The organism is Oceanipulchritudo coccoides, from assembly GCF_010500615.1.
In the GTDB taxonomy this organism is placed as follows: Bacteria; Verrucomicrobiota; Verrucomicrobiia; order Opitutales; family Oceanipulchritudinaceae; genus Oceanipulchritudo; species Oceanipulchritudo coccoides.
Genome location: NZ_JAAGNX010000001.1, coordinates 583,165 through 598,551 on the forward strand (window position 1 = coordinate 583,165; position 15,387 = coordinate 598,551).

A 15,387-nucleotide genomic window follows, 5' to 3' on the forward strand; every position below is an offset into this window, starting at 1 on the left:
CCTGTCACTTTTGTGAATATTGCCATGGTTTCCAACGGTCAGTCCCCGCCGAAGCGGGCCATGGTGCATACCCTCGGGTGCCGGCTGAACCAGTCTGAATCGCAGATGCTGCGGGATCGTCTGGCCTCGGCGGGCTATCTCGTGGTTCCTTTTGGCCAGCCTGCCGACCTTGGCATCATCAACACCTGCACAGTCACGCGGGAAGCGGATTCAAAATGCCGGAAGTCCATTCGCCAGTTCATTGCCCAGAACCCTGAGGCCTACACGGCCGTGATTGGCTGCTATTCGCAGATGGGGACAGCGGAAATTGCCGGGATCCCCGGGGTCGATTTGATTGTCGGAAACCAGGACAAGTTTGCTGTGCTTGAGCATATTGACCAGGGGAAGAACGAGCGGCCGGTCATATTACGCGAACGCATCAGCCGGGCGGACTTCACCCTGAGCCATGTCGGGGACATTCCCTTCGACAAGCGAGCCAACCTGAAAGTCCAGGACGGCTGTGATTTCATGTGCAGCTTCTGTATCATTCCATTTGCCCGCGGGCAGGCGCGTTCCCGTGAATGGGAGAATACGCTGGATGAGGCACGGACGGCTGTCGCCCGCGGTATCAAGGAACTTGTCCTGACCGGAGTCAATGTCGGCACCTACAACAATTCTGGCCACGGAATTGTCGACCTCGTGGATGCCCTGAATGATATCCCGGGTCTTCTGCATGTCCGTATTTCCAGTATTGAGCCGACAACCGTGCCGATTGATCTGCTCGACCGGATGGCCGATCCCAAGCACAACCTTTTGCCTTTCCTGCACCTGCCGCTCCAGTCAGGGAGTGATCCTGTCCTTGCCCTTATGCGAAGAAAGTATTCAATGAATGAATACAAGGCCTTTGTTGAAGAGGCAATTCGTCGTGTTCCAGGATTGTGCCTTGGAACTGACATCATGGTGGGTTTCACAGGAGAGTCCGAGGCCGACTTTGAAGAGACCTGCAAACAGTTCCTTGAGCTGCCTTTCGCCTACACCCACGTGTTTCCCTTTTCCGAGCGCGAGGGAACGCTCGTCATGAAGCGGGAGGACGGATGGGTACCAATGGAGGAGCGGAGCCGTCGGTGCACGCGGTTGCGTCGATTAAGCTCGATGAAGCGACATGATTTCATGGAGGCGCATTCAGGCAAAGAAGCGCTCGTGCTACTGGAAGACCCCCGTGATGGTGGATTTCCCGGCTATACTGCCAATTACATCCGTGTCCGGGTGGGCAACCCCGGGCATGACATCCGGAATCAACTTGTGCGGGTGCGTCTTGGGAAGATTCGGGCCGACTGGATGGAGGCGGAGATTCTTGAATTTATCAATTAGCAAGAATACAAGAAGCTCCTTTCGAGTCCGTTTACCTTGTACCCTGCTAACGGCCGAAGGCCGGATTACATACCAGCCCCGCCCAACGGGCGGGGTAAATAGAGTGAAAACAAATTAAGGGCTGAAGGCCAGATCGTGCACAAACATGTGACCAGCTTTCAGCCCTTTACGATTGGGTATCAATTAACCCCGCCCTTTGGGCGGGGCTGGTATATCTGCGGGCCCTTGGCCCTCCTGTTGGCTAACGACAATTGGTACCAGAGGAAATAGTTAGCCCGCGACCCCGTTTCGGCAGTGGGATCGCGGGCACGTATTTCGGGGATACGTTTTAGGCTCGGCTCTCAATCTCCCTCTGCGGGAGAAAGCGTTTGAAAGTGAAGAGCCCGGCGACCAGGCCGAAGACAAGAGCCATGGCCGCCGGTTCAGGAACTCCCACTACTTGAATATTATCAAAGGCCACCGCCTCGCCACCTCCATTGACCACCGTGTCGATTCGTACATCGAGCAGGCTGCCGGTAATGGGGAATGCGGCCGAGGTGAAGGTTTGCATGGCGAACCCGAGCATGGTGCCTTCGCCAATCCCATCGAAATTCAGATCCTGACGCATGTTGGAATTGAATGTCTGACCGTCATTCTGGAAGGCGAGGGCAGTCTGCCAGCTGCCTGCATCAATACGGTATTGGACAAAAACAAAGTCGTCCACGCTGTCGAAGGTGACGATCGATCCAGCTCCGATGTCGATGGAGATCGTGAAGCTATCAAATCCTGTAAGGTCGATATTGGCAAAGTCCAGGATGGCCTCCCCGGAAGGGTTATCGGTTGAATCAATGTCTTCCGCTGCCCAGTACCAAGTGTCCCCGTAGTGGGTGTACTCTGGAATTCCGGTCGCCCCCGCATTCCCATCCGTGCGAATGAAGTAGTCATCGGCCCCATCCGAGAAACTGTTGGTGGCGAGAAATCGTGTCCCGAGTCCTTCTGTCTCGAAGGTCTCGAACATCAGGACGCTCGCCTCAATGTTCCGGGTGCATAGAAGGCATAGCGGAAGGGCGATTGGAATTAGCTGAAGTTTTTTTAAGTGAAGTTGTTTTTTCATTACACGGACAGCTTTTGGCCGTCCGTATCCGCATGCAAATTCACTTTATAGACATTATGAACCGAATGATTTGCCGGAATTCAGGTAGTCTTTTCACTTGTGTCCGCAAGATAAGCCTCCATTGCCTCCCTGCTGATCCGGTAACGGCCTGCACAGCGCGGACAATTAATAGTGATAGCTTCCTCTTCCCCGAAGAGCCCCTCTGGATCAGCCTGCATCGGGGACTTTAAAATCTCCAGGATCCTGTCGTAATTGCATCCGCAGGACCAGCCGTAGCGCCGCGTCTCGAGCAGACTCACCGTTTCCGTGTCCTGAAGGGACTGGACAGTTTTCTGGTCAAGATTCTTAAACCAGCTTTCATCCCAGTCCGGGTGGGCCGTGACGAGGGCATAGCGATCCTCTCCCAGATGAAAAAAGCGTCCCGGTCGCTGCTCCGACTGGCTGTAATAGAACTCAATGGTCGCCTTGGGATCTGCCCCCTCAAACGGGACGATGCTCCGGTGTGGCGGTTTTCCCCGGACAACAAGGTCCTGATAAAACATGTTTGTTTCTTCTTCCTTCAGCCCATCGGTAAAAATCCGACCGGTGACGGTCGACAACTCGGTGTCTCCGGCGAGGAAGATATTAAGATGTGGATCTTGAAAATGGACTGTCCAGGCGAGCACCTCGTTTCGTGGATGGGAAGCTGCGTGCAATGTAAAACCGGCAAAGAAGTCCTTGAAGTACTCGGCGTTTTCACGGGTCACCTGGATGCCGTGGTGTTGCAGATGAAGAAAGTAATCAACAAAGAGCCCGCTGAAGTCAGCGCTGGCGACAAGCACGTTGCGGCCGCGGACAAAGCGGTTTTCGATCAGGCACCCTTCTGGTTCAGAGGCGGGCTGGTTTCCTTTTTCGGATGACATGCCTGCACGGTGCCATGGATCTGGCAGAAATCAAGTACTCAGCTCAAGGTTGCAGGGCGTAAGTGTAACGATCGTTATTTCCAAAAAACAGCCCGGTTGTCAGGTTCCCGTCATCAAGAATTTCGTCGACCTTTTGAAATACGGCTTCCGTGCCGTCCGACCCGACAAGGCTGATCCCTGCGGTAACGCCCAAAATTTCCTTTTCCCAGTCCCATTTTCCGCCAACCACACTCAGGTCGCGAAATCTTGGCAGACGTCCCTTCATTTCCGGAGGAATCAATCCCTCATTGACATCTTCCGGCCAATGCCCGTGTTCCGTGGCATACATCTCGAAAGCGGCCGCATAAATCCGGTAGTTGTTGGCCAGCGAAGTGGCCTGCGATCGGGTCTGGTAGGAAAGAAATGCCGGGATGGCGATGGCCGCCAGTAGACCGATAATGGTCACGACAATCATAATCTCGACAAGGGTGAAGCCCCGAACTCGCTCTCTGGTCCTTACCATGAACACAAAATCTAGCTAACGGATTCGAGTGAGTCAATTTTCCACTTGATGAAGAAATTGCTAAAATCCGGCCATTAATTCAGCTCAATCTCGTCGTCCCGCGTCGATCCCTGAAGCTTGTCAAAGAGGTCGAGGCGAGCTTCCTCCTTGATGAGGAACTGTTCAAAAATTTCATACCGATGGCCGAGGGAAAGGGTCTCCAGAAGTCGCTGCTTGATTGCAGGATCATGGCAGATCGAGTGTATAGCGACATCGATAAACGGCCCCGTTTGTTCCAGTGACTGAAGAAACTGGACATACTCCTCGGGAAGTCCGCGTGTCAGCTCCGGTTGCTTTTCAAGATGTGAAAGGATCTGGTTCCTGTTTATGGAATAGGAATCATTGTCTTCGTCGCTTTCCTCGCATGGGCAGGTTTCAATCCGGACCAACCGGTAAGGAGACTCCTGCACGACTTCCAGTAGCCGGACCCGGATGATGCCCTGAAGGGCCAGGTTTGAGGTGCCGTCCGGATTTTGGTGTGCCGCCCGGACGACTCCCACGGTTCCCATTTTTGCAGGTGGCTCTTCCTGTCCTTCGGTCTCGGAGTCGGTGTCTTCATTGAATATCGCGAAGAGACGGTGCGACTTCAGGATATCGGCAATCATCTCCCGGTAGCGCTGTTCAAAAATGAAGAGTGGCATGACGGCGTGCGGAAACAAAACCGTGTCACGCAGGGTCATGACCGGAATGATTTCGGGAATATCGATGTCTTCGGAAAGCTCCATGCGGCAGTTTAAACGACGATTGTGGATCGTGCAACTAGAGTATGGAACCTTCGTCGGCCCATTTCCATGCTTGTAACAGCTTCGGATCGGGATCGTCCGATTCAGCGAAATAGACCGCCAGACGTAAATAATGGAGGCGGTCGGCAGGGGTTTGCTCACGGAGGTTCAGGATGTCCTCGAAAAGAGCCTCCGGGGAACGCCCGTTGAGCTCCTCTATTTCCTGTATACCGAGATCAAGGAGGTCACGCACACTGGGCAGGTCCATCCCCGGAATCCGCTTGAGGGGCGAATTCAGGGCTTCCATATCGACCTTTTTCTTTTTCTTCCTCGGGAAAATGTTGTCCTCCATGAGCTTCAAGGAAGGCAAGGGTCGCCAGCTTGGCAAGTCGGCAGGCACCTTAAATTCAGGTGTGCCGGGCGGGGCTCCGGATGCCTGTCACAGGTGGGACATCGGAAGCCCAAAGTGTGACAGAAGGTGTGACAAGGCGGGACAGGATACGGGCTGGAGTGCATCTCTAAAATGTACCTAATAATCCATAAAATACTGATAAATAGATGGTTAGGGTTTAAATAACAGATCTGGCACAATAGGTGCGATTGGGTTAGCCGATATGGGTAAAATTTTAGGAATTGATTTAGGAACGACAAACTCCTGCATGGCGATCATGGAGGGCGGTGAGCCAACGGTGATCCCAAACAGTGAAGGAGCCCGGACAACTCCCTCTGTGGTGGCTTTCGCCAAGAATGGTGAGCGCCTCGTGGGGCAAGCCGCTAAACGGCAGGCAGTCACCAATCCGGAAAACACGATTTTCTCGGCTAAGCGTCTGATTGGGCGTAAGTTTACTGAGATATCAGAAGAAGCGGCGAACATGCCGTTTAAAGTGATCGAAGGAAAGAACGGGGACGCGTGGATCGAGGTTATTGAAGGTGGTGAGAAAAAGTCTTACCCGCCCGAGCAGATCAGCTCGATGGTGCTCGCTAAGCTCAAGGCTGACGCGGAAGCGTACCTTGGAGAGCCGGTGACCCAGGCGGTAATTACTGTTCCTGCTTATTTTAATGACTCCGAGCGCCAGGCAACCAAGGACGCCGGAACAATTGCCGGTCTGGAAGTGCTTCGAATCATCAATGAGCCGACTGCCGCATCTTTGGCTTTCGGCTTGGACAAGAAGAATGAGGAAACAATTGCTGTGTATGACCTCGGTGGTGGTACATTTGATATTTCCATTCTTGAAATTGGTGATGGGGTTTTTGAGGTCAAGGCGACCAACGGTGACACCCATCTTGGTGGAGACAATTGGGACAACGCCATCATTCAGTGGTTGGTTGACGATTTCGCGAAGGAGAACGGAGTTGACCTGCGTCAGGATAAAATGGCCCTGCAGCGCCTGAAGGAAGAAGCGGAAAAGGCTAAGATTGCCCTCAGCTCCTCCCAGTCGACTGATATTAATCTTCCCTTTATCACAGCTGACTCCTCCGGTCCAAAGCACCTGAACGTGCAGCTGACCCGGAGCAAGATCGAGCAGATCACCGATCACTTGTTCGAGCGTACTGTCGGACCCTTCAAAGCTTGTTTGAAGGATGCAGGCCTGAGTGCTGGTGATATCAATAATCTGGTTCTGGTCGGTGGCATGACCCGTATGCCGAAGGTCATCGAGACCTCTCGCACACTCGCCGGCAAGGAACCCAACAAGGGTGTGAACCCGGATGAGGTGGTTGCCATTGGCGCGGCCATTCAGGGAGCGGTGCTCGCTGGCGACGTGAAGGATGTTCTCCTCCTTGATGTGACGCCGCTGACCCTTGCCATTGAAACTGCAGGCGGGGTGGCCACGGCGATGATTGAGCGTAACACGACCATCCCGACCAAAAAGTCGCAGATCTTTTCAACTTACGCCGACCAGCAGACGGCTGTTGACATCAAGGTGCTCCAAGGCGAGCGCCCGATGGCCAATGACAACAAGCTGCTTGGTAATTTCCGGCTTGATGGTATTCCCGGGGCACCTCGTGGCGTTCCGCAAATCGAGGTGACCTTCGATATTGATGCCAACGGCATCCTTCACGTCTCGGCAACCGACAAGGGGACTGGCAAGGAGCAGAAGATTTCCATTACAAACGCTTCCGGCCTCAGTGAAGATGAGGTCAACAAGATGAAGGAGGATGCTGAGAAGAATGCCGAGACGGATCGCAAGGCCAAGGAAATCGCGGAGACGCGTAACCAGCTCGATACCGTTGTCTTCTCAACGGAGAAACTCATCAAGGAAAGTGGTGACAAGTTTGCCGACAGCGACAAGAAACTGATCCAGGAGCTTGTTGATGAGGGCAAGAAAGCACTCGAGTCTGGTGAGGCCGAACGCATGAAAGCTGCCTTGGATAAAATCAACAACAGTGAGGAAATGCAGCAGGCGGTTGCCAAGCTCTACCAGGAGCAGGCCGCAGCCGGTGGTGCTGATGCCGGAGCGGCGGGTCCTCAGCCGGGAGCTGACGCGGGCTCTTCTTCGGAGGCTTCTTCCCCGGCAAGCGACGACAATGTCGTTGATGCTGAAGTTGAGGATGTCGAGGACGGCAAAAAATAAACTCTTTCGATCCGTCCACTCGCGCTCCAGTGCAGGTGTCCGGATTGTTTATGTGAACAAACTGACTCTTATTTAAACATCAAAAAATCGATACAAAATGGCAAAAAACAAAGTCAAAATCACACCTCTCGGAGATCGCGTTCTTGTAAAGACCGTTTCCGTTGAGGAAGAAGTCAAAGGCGGGATCATCATCCCTGATTCAGCCAAGGAAAAGCCGACCACGGCCGAAGTCCTTGCCCTGGGTAACGGGAAGAAGGATGGCGAGAAGTACGAATTCTCCGTCAAAGTAGGTGACACGGTCATCATCAGCAAGTACGGCGGGACACAGGTCAAGTATGACGATGTGGAATACACCATCCTGCGTGAAGATGATATCCTCGGAGTCATTGCCTAAGGCGGTTGCCGTCTCATTCAATTATTAACGATTCAACAATTTAATTATTATGGCTAAACAAATCCTATTCGACGAAGCCGCGCGCAGAAAGCTCCTCAAGGGAGTGGAAACACTTGCCCGCGCCGTTAAAGTAACACTCGGCCCCAAGGGCCGCAATGTGGTTATCGACAAGAAGTTCGGTAGCCCGACCGTGACCAAGGACGGTGTGTCCGTGGCCAAGGAAATCGAGCTTCCTGATCCCTATGAAAACATGGGTGCCCAGATGGTGAAGGAAGTCGCCACCAAGACCAGCGACATCGCTGGTGATGGCACGACGACTGCCACAGTCCTGGCTGAAGCGATCTACCGCGAAGGCTTGAAGAACGTTTCCGCCGGAGCCAATCCGGTTTACCTGAAGCGCGGTATCGACAAGGCTGTCGCTGCCGCCGTGAAGGCCATTGGTGCGATGAGTATTCCTGTGACCGACCGTGAAGCGGTCAAGAACGTGGCGACTGTATCCGCCAACTGGGAAGAGGAAATTGGTTCCATTATCGCAGACGCGATGGACAAGGTCGGCAAGGACGGAACAATCACCGTCGAGGAAGCCAAGGGCATCGAAACAACCCTCGACGTTGTCGAAGGTATGCAGTTCGACAAGGGCTACCTCAGCCCTTACTTCGCGACCGACCAGGAAGCAATGGAAGCCATTCTCGAGGATGCCTACATCCTTATTCATGAGAAGAAGATCACCAATTTGAATGACCTTCTCCCGCTTCTCCAGAAGATTGCCCAGAGCGGCAAGCCTTTCCTCCTTATCGCTGAGGATGTAGAAGGTGAAGCGCTGGCGACCCTCGTGGTCAACAAGCTCCGTGGCATGTTGAACGTGTGTGCTGTGAAGGCTCCCGGATTCGGTGACCGTCGCAAGGCCATGTTGGAAGACATTGCCGTCCTGACTGGTGGCCGTTGCATCACTGATGATCTTGGAATCAAGCTTGAAAACCTTGAGTTGACCGATCTCGGCCGTGCCAAGCGCGTGACTGTTGACAAGGAGAACACCACCATCGTCGAAGGTGCTGGTACTGCTTCCGATATTCAGGGCCGCGTTAAGCAGATTCGCCGTCAGATCGAAGAGACTTCTTCCGATTACGACCGCGAAAAGCTGCAGGAGCGCCTCGCCAAGTTGGCTGGTGGTGTTGCCGTGATCAATGTCGGTGCCTCAACCGAGCCGGAAATGAAGGAAAAGAAGGCTCGTGTGGAAGACGCTTTGCATGCGACCCGCGCCGCCGTGGAAGAAGGAATTGTTCCTGGAGGTGGCGTTGCGCTACTCCGGATCCGCAGCATCGTGGAAGACCTCAAGCTCGAAGGTGACGAAGCAATTGGTGCTTCCATCGTCTTCAAGTCGCTTGAGTACCCGCTGCGTCAGCTGTGCCAGAATGCTGGTGTTGAAGGCAGCCTCGTTGTCCAGCACGTGCTCGATCTAAAGGGTAACATGGGCTACAACGTCGCGACCGAGAAGTACGAAGACCTCATCAAGGCTGGCGTTGTTGATCCGGCCAAGGTGACCCGCAGTGCGCTTCAGTACGCGGCCTCAATTTCCGGTCTCCTGCTCACCACGGAAGCAATCATTACCGACCTGCCGGAAGAAAAGTCCGGCGGTGGTGCCCCTGACATGGGTGGCATGGGCGGTATGGGTGGCATGGGCGGCATGGGCGGCATGATGTAATCTTTGCCTGTCCAGGTCTCTTTACCAAACCAGACTAGACTGATTTAAGGCAAGCCCCGGTATCGTGAAAACGGTACCGGGGCTTTTTTTGTGTCACAGGCCTCCGGCCTGTGGTTAGCTCTCGAATCAGCTGAGGATATGATTAACAGGCCAGAGGCCTGTGACACAAAAAAGCGCCCGGCCATTGAGGACGGGCGCTTTCGTATCTAAAGCTCAGGGATGCTCTGCTCAGGCAGTGACTTTTCCGTAGTAATCACTTACCTTGTCCCAGTTGACGACATTCCAGAAAGCGGAGATGTAGTCTGGGCGACGGTTCTGGTAATTCAAGTAGTAGGCGTGTTCCCAGACGTCCAGTCCGAGGATGGGTGTTCCACCGCAGTAGCCGTAGATTTCACCCATTTCCGGGTTGTCCTGGTTTGGCGTGCTGGCCACTTTCAGGCTACCGTCAGGATAGGCAATGAGCCAAGCCCAGCCTGAACCGAAACGGGTCGCGGCTGCTGCAGCGAATGCCTTCTTGAACTCATCGAAGCTACCAAAGGTTGATTCGATCTTGTCCTTAAGGGCACCTGTAGGATCCCCGCCACCGTTTGGTGAAATGACCGTCCAGAAGAGGCTGTGGTTAGCGTGGCCTCCGCCATTGTTGCGCACGGCTGTCTGCACTGCCTCGGGGAGCTTGCCAATATTGCTGATCAGGTCGGAAATGCACTCCGGTGCGTCAATTCCCGCATCTGCCAGGGCCTTGTTCACATTTGTGATGTAGGCGTTGTGGTGCTTTGAGTGATGGATTTCCATCGTCCGCGCATCAATGTGCGGCTCAAGCGCGTTGTAAGCGTATTCCAGTTCAGGTAATGTGTATGCCATAATGTGTTGTGGTTGAGATTAGTATGAGAATTAAGTAACCCCAGCACAACAACATCGTCAACTGCCCGAACGTTTTCTTTGAAAATAAGCTTGGAGAACGGCTTTACACTCGGCTTCAAGGATTCCGCTGCTGACCTCAACCTGATGATTCAGCCTTGGCAGCTCATGGACGGAAGCTGCCCCGCCCATGCATCCCATTTTGGGGTCTGGAACGGCGAAGACCACTTTGGACAGGCGCGCCATGATTGTCGCCCCCGAGCACATCGGGCATGGTTCCTTGGTGACATACAAAGTCGCGCCGTTCAGCCTCCAGTCACTGATGATTTGGGTGGCTTGGGTGATTGCCAAGACCTCGGCGTGAGCGGTCGGATCATTGAGCGATTCAACCTGGTTGTAGGCCCGCGCGATGATGGCTCCTTCAAATTCAATAATGGCCCCGACCGGAACTTCATTGGCCTTCCATGCTTTCAAGGCCTCATTATAAGCGTGCGCCATGTAATATGTGGCATCCCGGTTGAGCTCAGAAGGCCGGATTGGCTCGAAGGGGCAGGGCGGCGGTTCAGTCGATTTCATCTCGGTTGGGTGCGGTTCCAGTCGGTCGTTTTGATTAGGATTCCGGTTTTCGGTTACAGGCAAGTGAATTCCCCTTTTATGCCCGATTCGTGAGCCCTTTAACTCTTGACTTAAAGGCCGTTACTGAGCGTGAATGCCCTTTCGTTTAACGAAATAGACACACACACGAATATATGACCGAATCTGAAGTTGTAGAAGTTGAGGGGAAAGTGGCCGCGGTCCTTCCCGGTACCATGTTCCGGGTTGAACTCAAGAATGGCCACCAAGTCCTTGCCCATATTTCCGGCAAGCTCCGGAAGCATTTCATCAAGATCACTGTGGGAGACACCGTGAAGATGGAAATGACCCCGAAGGACATCGACAAGGCCCGCATTATTTACCGGCTTCGCAACGCGAATGTAAACCGGAACGCCCCGATTCGCAGTTTCGGTCCTCGTAGACGCTGATATTGTCCCGGATTACGGGGATTTTCGGTCTCCCCCACCGGTATCTTTGGTTTTTTTCCCAATTTACTCTGGAAGGCATCAAAAATGTATGCTAGGTTGCTGAGTATAATTTAAAAAACATCTGTAGAAGGAAAAGACTATGAGTATTAGAGCAGAATCGGTATTGGGAACGATCGGGGGGACCCCGCTGATCAAGTTAAACGCGTCAGCCGAAGGGTGTGTGGCGGACATTTACGTCAAGTGCGAGTGGTTCAATCCGCTTTCGAGTGTGAAGGACCGCATTGCGAAATCGATGATCGAGGCGGGCGAAGCATCGGGTGCGTTGAAGCCCGGTGGAGTCGTGATTGAGCCGACGAGCGGGAACACGGGGATTGGGCTGGCCTTTGTCTGCCGTTCGAAGGGCTACCGTTGTATTTTAACCATGCCTGAGACGATGTCGATGGAACGACGCGTGCTGTTGGACCTGCTCGGAGCCGAGCTGGTTCTGACACCCGGTCCGAAGGGGATGCCGGGGGCAATTGCGAAGGCGCAGGAGTTGATGGCTGAGCACGGCGAGGCCGCCTATGGACCGGGGCAGTTTGAAAATCCGGCCAATCCGGAAGTGCATCGCCAGACGACCGGACCGGAAATCTGGGAAGCGACGGAAGGGGCAGTGGACATTTTCATGGCCGGAGTCGGGACTGGAGGAACGATCACGGGCGTTTCGGAATCACTCAAGAAGCACAAACCTGAATTGGTCTCGATTGCCATTGAGCCGGAGGCAAGTCCTGTAATCAGCGGGGGCAAGCCAGGCCCACACAAGATCCAGGGGATTGGGGCAGGCTTCATTCCAAAGAATTTAAACACGGAAATCATAGACGAAGTGATCCAAGTGTCGAACGAGGACGCTTTTGAGACAGCGCGGTCGGTTTCTTTGTCAGATGGTCTTCCACTGGGCATTTCCTCAGGAGCAACTATCTGGGCGGCGATTCAAGTAGGAAAGCGCCCGGAGAACAAGGGGAAGACGATTGTCGTCATGGCGGCAAGTCCGAGTGAGCGCTATCTGAGCACACCGCTGGCCGAGGTTTCACGGGAAAAGGCGGCCAAGCTGGAGACCAGCCCCCTTTAAGGCGGAAATTTAACCGCAAAGAATCTGGAGAGACCGCCTGTAACCTGCAGGCGGTCTTTTTTTATCCCGCACTTGTCGTGAAGCCTCTGTGCGGGTAGAGTTTTCGAGTGGAAAAGGTAATTGCATGGTTCCGGCAGGATTTGCGCCTGGAAGACAATCCTGCTTGGATTCGGGCTGTGGAGAGTGGAAAGGGTGTGATTCCTGTCTACATTCATGCGCAAAAAGAAGCTGGCAAGTGGAGCCTTGGAGCCGCTTCAAAATGGTGGTTACACCACGCGTTGAAGGATGTTGAAAAGCAGTTGGCCCGGTTCGGCTTGCGTATGATCTACCGTCAGGGTGAGAGTGAAGCGGAACTATTTGCGTTGCTCAAGGAGACTGGATCCAGATCGGTTCTGTGGAATCGTTGTTACGAGCCACACAGGATGCGCATTGATGGCCGCATCAAGAGTCGCTTGAAGGAAGAGGGTTGTGAGGTCTGGAGCGGCAATGCGAGCCTCTTGCGGGAACCATGGGAAGTTTCGACGCAGACCGGCAATCCCTACAAGGTCTACACACCGTACTCCCGGACCTGTGCCAAAATGCCTGACCATGAACCCTTGAGCACCACCAAGAGCCCGAAAGTGCCAAAGGACTGGCCCAAGGGAGTGAGCCTTGAGGACCTTTCACTTCTTCCTGAGATTTCATGGGATAAAGGCTTCCATGAATTCTGGAATCCCACCCGCAAAGGCGGGATGGGGAGACTCGGGGCCTTCCTGAAGGCACCTGTGAAGCATTACGATACCGGCAGGGATTTCCCTTCCGAAGACGGTACGTCACGTCTTTCCCCTTATTTGCATTTCGGGCAAATCGGCCCGCGGGAAGTTGCCGCGACGGTACGCAAGCAGACCGAGAGTTCCGGGCTCAAGACCTTCTACAGGGAATTAATCTGGCGGGAATTTGCGTATCATGTTCTGTATCATTTTCCTGATACACCGGAGAAACCCTTGCAGCCCAAGTATAAACGATTTCCCTGGGTTGATGAGCCGGCACATCTGGAGGCATGGCAAAAAGGAATGACGGGATATCCAATTGTGGATGCTGGCATGCGACAACTCTGGAAAGTTGGCTGGATGCATAACCGGGTGCGGATGATTGTTGGTTCACTCCTTGTGAAGCATCTGCTGCACTCATGGGAGCACGGTGCAGAATGGTTCTGGGACACACTCGTGGATGCGGATCTTGCCAGCAACACCCTTGGCTGGCAATGGGCCGGAGGATGTGGAGCAGATGCTGCTCCCTACTTCAGGATTTTCAATCCAATTACCCAAGGGGAGAAATTTGACGGGGAAGGGGATTTTATTCGCGAGTATGTTCCTGAGTTAGCGCAGGTCTCCGACAAGTATATCAATTGTCCATGGGAGATGTCGGAGGGTGAACAGATCCGTGCCAATTGCCGTATTGGACAGGATTATCCGGCACCGGTCATTGATCACAAGGCTGGGCGCGAGCGGGCTCTTGAGGCATTGCAAAAATTGAAAGAGGCGGATTCTTGAGCTCCGGAAAATCAGTGAGAAATCTTGTCGTCGTTTTTGGAGACCAGCTGGACCATGACGCCTCGGCCTTTGATGGCTTTGATGCGAAGAAGGACCGGGTATGGATGGCTGAGTCATTCAAGGAAGCCAGCCATGTCTGGTCGAACAAGAACCGGATCGCCTTTTTCTTTGCCTCAATGCGCCACTTTTCTGAGGATTTAAAGGCCTCCGGGAGGAACCTCATCTACCATGAATTGGGGAAAGATGATGAATCCCTTGCCGGTCTTCTGGCGAAGGATTTGGAAAGCCTTTCGCCTGAGGCAGTGGTTTGCACATTACCTGGTGAATGGAGAATTCTTGAAGAGCTGCGGCAAACCTGTGACAGGGCCGACGTCCCTCTTGACGTGCGCAAGGACCGTCACTTTCTCGACTCGCCTGAGAATTTTCGCGAATGGGCGGAAGGGAAGAAATCAATTCGTCTTGAGTATTATTACCGTGAGTTGCGCAAGCGTCATGGCATTCTGGTGACAGATGATTTAAAACCGATCGGCGGAGAGTGGAATTTCGACAAGGAGAACCGGGGTGCCTTCGGTAAGGCAGGGCCCGATCCGGAACGGCCGGGCCCAACGAGTTTTCCGCCCGACAAGACCACCCAGGGAGTTTTGGAATTGGTAGAAAAGCGTTTTCCAAGGCACCCGGGCAAGCTCGATTCATTTGCCTGGCCTGTCACAGCGCGGGATGCCCGCAAGGTCCTGCAGGACTTCATTTCGGATCGCCTTCCCCTGTTCGGCAAGTTTCAGGATGCAATGTGGACAGGCGAGCCCTTTCTTTACCATTCGCTGATTTCCTCCTCCCTGAACGTCAAGCTGCTCAATCCACGAGAAGTTGTCGGGGCAGCGGTCAAAGCCTATGAAACGGGTGCGGCTCCATTGAATGCGGTTGAGGGATTTGTGCGTCAAGTCCTCGGATGGCGTGAATATGTACGCGGAGTTTACTGGTGGAAAATGCCCGAGTATCTTGAATTGAACGGCCTTGCAGCGGGTGAGTCCCTTCCCGAATTCTATTGGACCGCTGAAACACCCTACACCTGCCTCAGGGAAAGTATCGGGCAGACACTTGAATTTGGATATGCCCACCATATCCAGCGATTGATGGTGACTGGCTTGTACGGCTTGTTGCTCGGTGTGCAACCGAAGGCCATGCATGAATGGTATCTGGCCGCCTACGTGGATGCCGTAGAATGGGTTGAATTGCCGAACACACTTGGCATGTCTCAATATGGGGACGGCGGCATCATGGCTTCAAAACCCTATATCGCTTCGGGAAAGTATATCCAGCGAATGAGCAACTACTGTGACAGTTGCCCGGCCAACCCCTCAGAATCGACAGGCCAGTGCGCATGTCCCTTCACGACTTTGTATTGGGATTTCCTGATACAAAAACGCGAGTCCCTCGGTGATAATCGTCGCCTTTCCTTACAATTCAGGAATGCGGACCGGCTCAATTCAGGCAAGAAGGCCGCTATTTCCAAGCGGGCCAAAGAAGTCCGTGCAGATCCATCCGGAAAGGGGCTATTCTCGTGAGGAAGCTACAATTTAAAAAGTCCGTAAG

The 15,387-nt window shown here is 53.6% G+C and carries 14 protein-coding genes and 1 pseudogene; 8 read left to right on the forward strand and 7 right to left on the reverse strand.

Going from position 1 to position 15,387, the window contains the following annotated elements; all coding sequences use genetic code 11:
- Positions 1 to 24 precede the first annotated feature (24 nt).
- On the forward strand, positions 25 to 1,350 hold the full coding sequence (gene mtaB / locus G0Q06_RS02265; RefSeq protein WP_238710211.1) for a tRNA (N(6)-L-threonylcarbamoyladenosine(37)-C(2))-methylthiotransferase MtaB: 1,326 nt from the start codon (positions 25 to 27) through the stop codon (positions 1,348 to 1,350).
- Positions 1,351 to 1,678: 328 nt separating this feature from the next.
- Here mtaB and G0Q06_RS02270 read toward each other — a convergent pair whose 3' ends face one another.
- The 5 genes and pseudogenes from G0Q06_RS02270 to G0Q06_RS02290 form a co-directional block, all read right to left on the reverse strand.
- Positions 1,679 to 2,443 (reverse strand): hypothetical protein, encoded by a 765-nt coding sequence (locus tag G0Q06_RS02270; protein WP_163962051.1) that lies wholly within the window; start codon positions 2,441 to 2,443, stop codon positions 1,679 to 1,681.
- 80 nt (positions 2,444 to 2,523) lie between these two features.
- Positions 2,524 to 3,345 (reverse strand): Hsp33 family molecular chaperone HslO, encoded by an 822-nt coding sequence (locus G0Q06_RS02275; RefSeq protein WP_163962053.1) that lies wholly within the window; start codon positions 3,343 to 3,345, stop codon positions 2,524 to 2,526.
- Positions 3,346 to 3,741: 396 nt separating this feature from the next.
- Positions 3,742 to 3,847: pseudogene (locus tag G0Q06_RS14895) on the reverse strand (type IV pilin protein); the annotation flags it as partial.
- 74 nt (positions 3,848 to 3,921) lie between these two features.
- On the reverse strand, positions 3,922 to 4,611 hold the full coding sequence (locus tag G0Q06_RS02285; RefSeq protein WP_163962057.1) for an LON peptidase substrate-binding domain-containing protein: 690 nt from the start codon (positions 4,609 to 4,611) through the stop codon (positions 3,922 to 3,924).
- A 34-nt stretch (positions 4,612 to 4,645) separates the two neighbouring features.
- Entirely contained in the window at positions 4,646 to 4,978 is a 333-nt protein-coding gene (locus G0Q06_RS02290; RefSeq protein ID WP_238710212.1) for a helix-hairpin-helix domain-containing protein, read from the reverse strand.
- A gap of 244 nt (positions 4,979 to 5,222) precedes the next feature.
- On the opposite strand from G0Q06_RS02290, the gene dnaK reads away from it, so the two are divergent.
- The 3 genes from dnaK to groL all read left to right on the forward strand — a co-directional run bounded on the left by dnaK (position 5,223) and on the right by groL (position 9,277).
- Positions 5,223 to 7,181, forward strand: a complete 1,959-nt coding sequence (gene dnaK, locus G0Q06_RS02295; protein ID WP_163962061.1) for a molecular chaperone DnaK — start codon at positions 5,223 to 5,225, stop codon at positions 7,179 to 7,181.
- A 97-nt stretch (positions 7,182 to 7,278) separates the two neighbouring features.
- Positions 7,279 to 7,575: a co-chaperone GroES gene (locus G0Q06_RS02300; protein ID WP_163962063.1), complete on the forward strand. Its 297-nt coding sequence runs from the start codon at positions 7,279 to 7,281 to the stop codon at positions 7,573 to 7,575.
- A 46-nt stretch (positions 7,576 to 7,621) separates the two neighbouring features.
- A complete protein-coding gene (gene groL, locus G0Q06_RS02305; RefSeq protein ID WP_163963302.1) occupies positions 7,622 to 9,277 on the forward strand; it encodes a chaperonin GroEL in 1,656 nt (551 codons plus the stop codon).
- Positions 9,278 to 9,505: 228 nt separating this feature from the next.
- On the opposite strand, the gene G0Q06_RS02310 is transcribed toward groL, so the two are convergent.
- Positions 9,506 to 10,138 (reverse strand): superoxide dismutase, encoded by a 633-nt coding sequence (locus G0Q06_RS02310; RefSeq protein WP_163962065.1) that lies wholly within the window; start codon positions 10,136 to 10,138, stop codon positions 9,506 to 9,508.
- A 57-nt stretch (positions 10,139 to 10,195) separates the two neighbouring features.
- Positions 10,196 to 10,711, reverse strand: a complete 516-nt coding sequence (locus G0Q06_RS02315; protein WP_163962067.1) for a nucleoside deaminase — start codon at positions 10,709 to 10,711, stop codon at positions 10,196 to 10,198.
- Between the two features lie 173 nt (positions 10,712 to 10,884).
- Here G0Q06_RS02315 and infA point away from each other — a divergent pair, with 173 nt between their 5' ends.
- The 4 genes from infA to G0Q06_RS02335 all read left to right on the forward strand — a co-directional run bounded on the left by infA (position 10,885) and on the right by G0Q06_RS02335 (position 15,359).
- Positions 10,885 to 11,157: a translation initiation factor IF-1 gene (gene infA, locus G0Q06_RS02320; RefSeq protein WP_163962068.1), complete on the forward strand. Its 273-nt coding sequence runs from the start codon at positions 10,885 to 10,887 to the stop codon at positions 11,155 to 11,157.
- Between the two features lie 139 nt (positions 11,158 to 11,296).
- A complete protein-coding gene (gene cysK, locus G0Q06_RS02325; RefSeq protein ID WP_163962069.1) occupies positions 11,297 to 12,265 on the forward strand; it encodes a cysteine synthase A in 969 nt (322 codons plus the stop codon).
- A 107-nt stretch (positions 12,266 to 12,372) separates the two neighbouring features.
- Positions 12,373 to 13,797, forward strand: coding sequence for an FAD-binding domain-containing protein (locus tag G0Q06_RS14665; protein WP_163962071.1), 1,425 nt, complete (start codon positions 12,373 to 12,375; stop codon positions 13,795 to 13,797).
- 14 nt (positions 13,798 to 13,811) lie between these two features.
- Positions 13,812 to 15,359, forward strand: a complete 1,548-nt coding sequence (locus G0Q06_RS02335; RefSeq protein ID WP_163962073.1) for a cryptochrome/photolyase family protein — start codon at positions 13,812 to 13,814, stop codon at positions 15,357 to 15,359.
- The last annotated feature ends 28 nt before the right edge of the window (positions 15,360 to 15,387 follow it).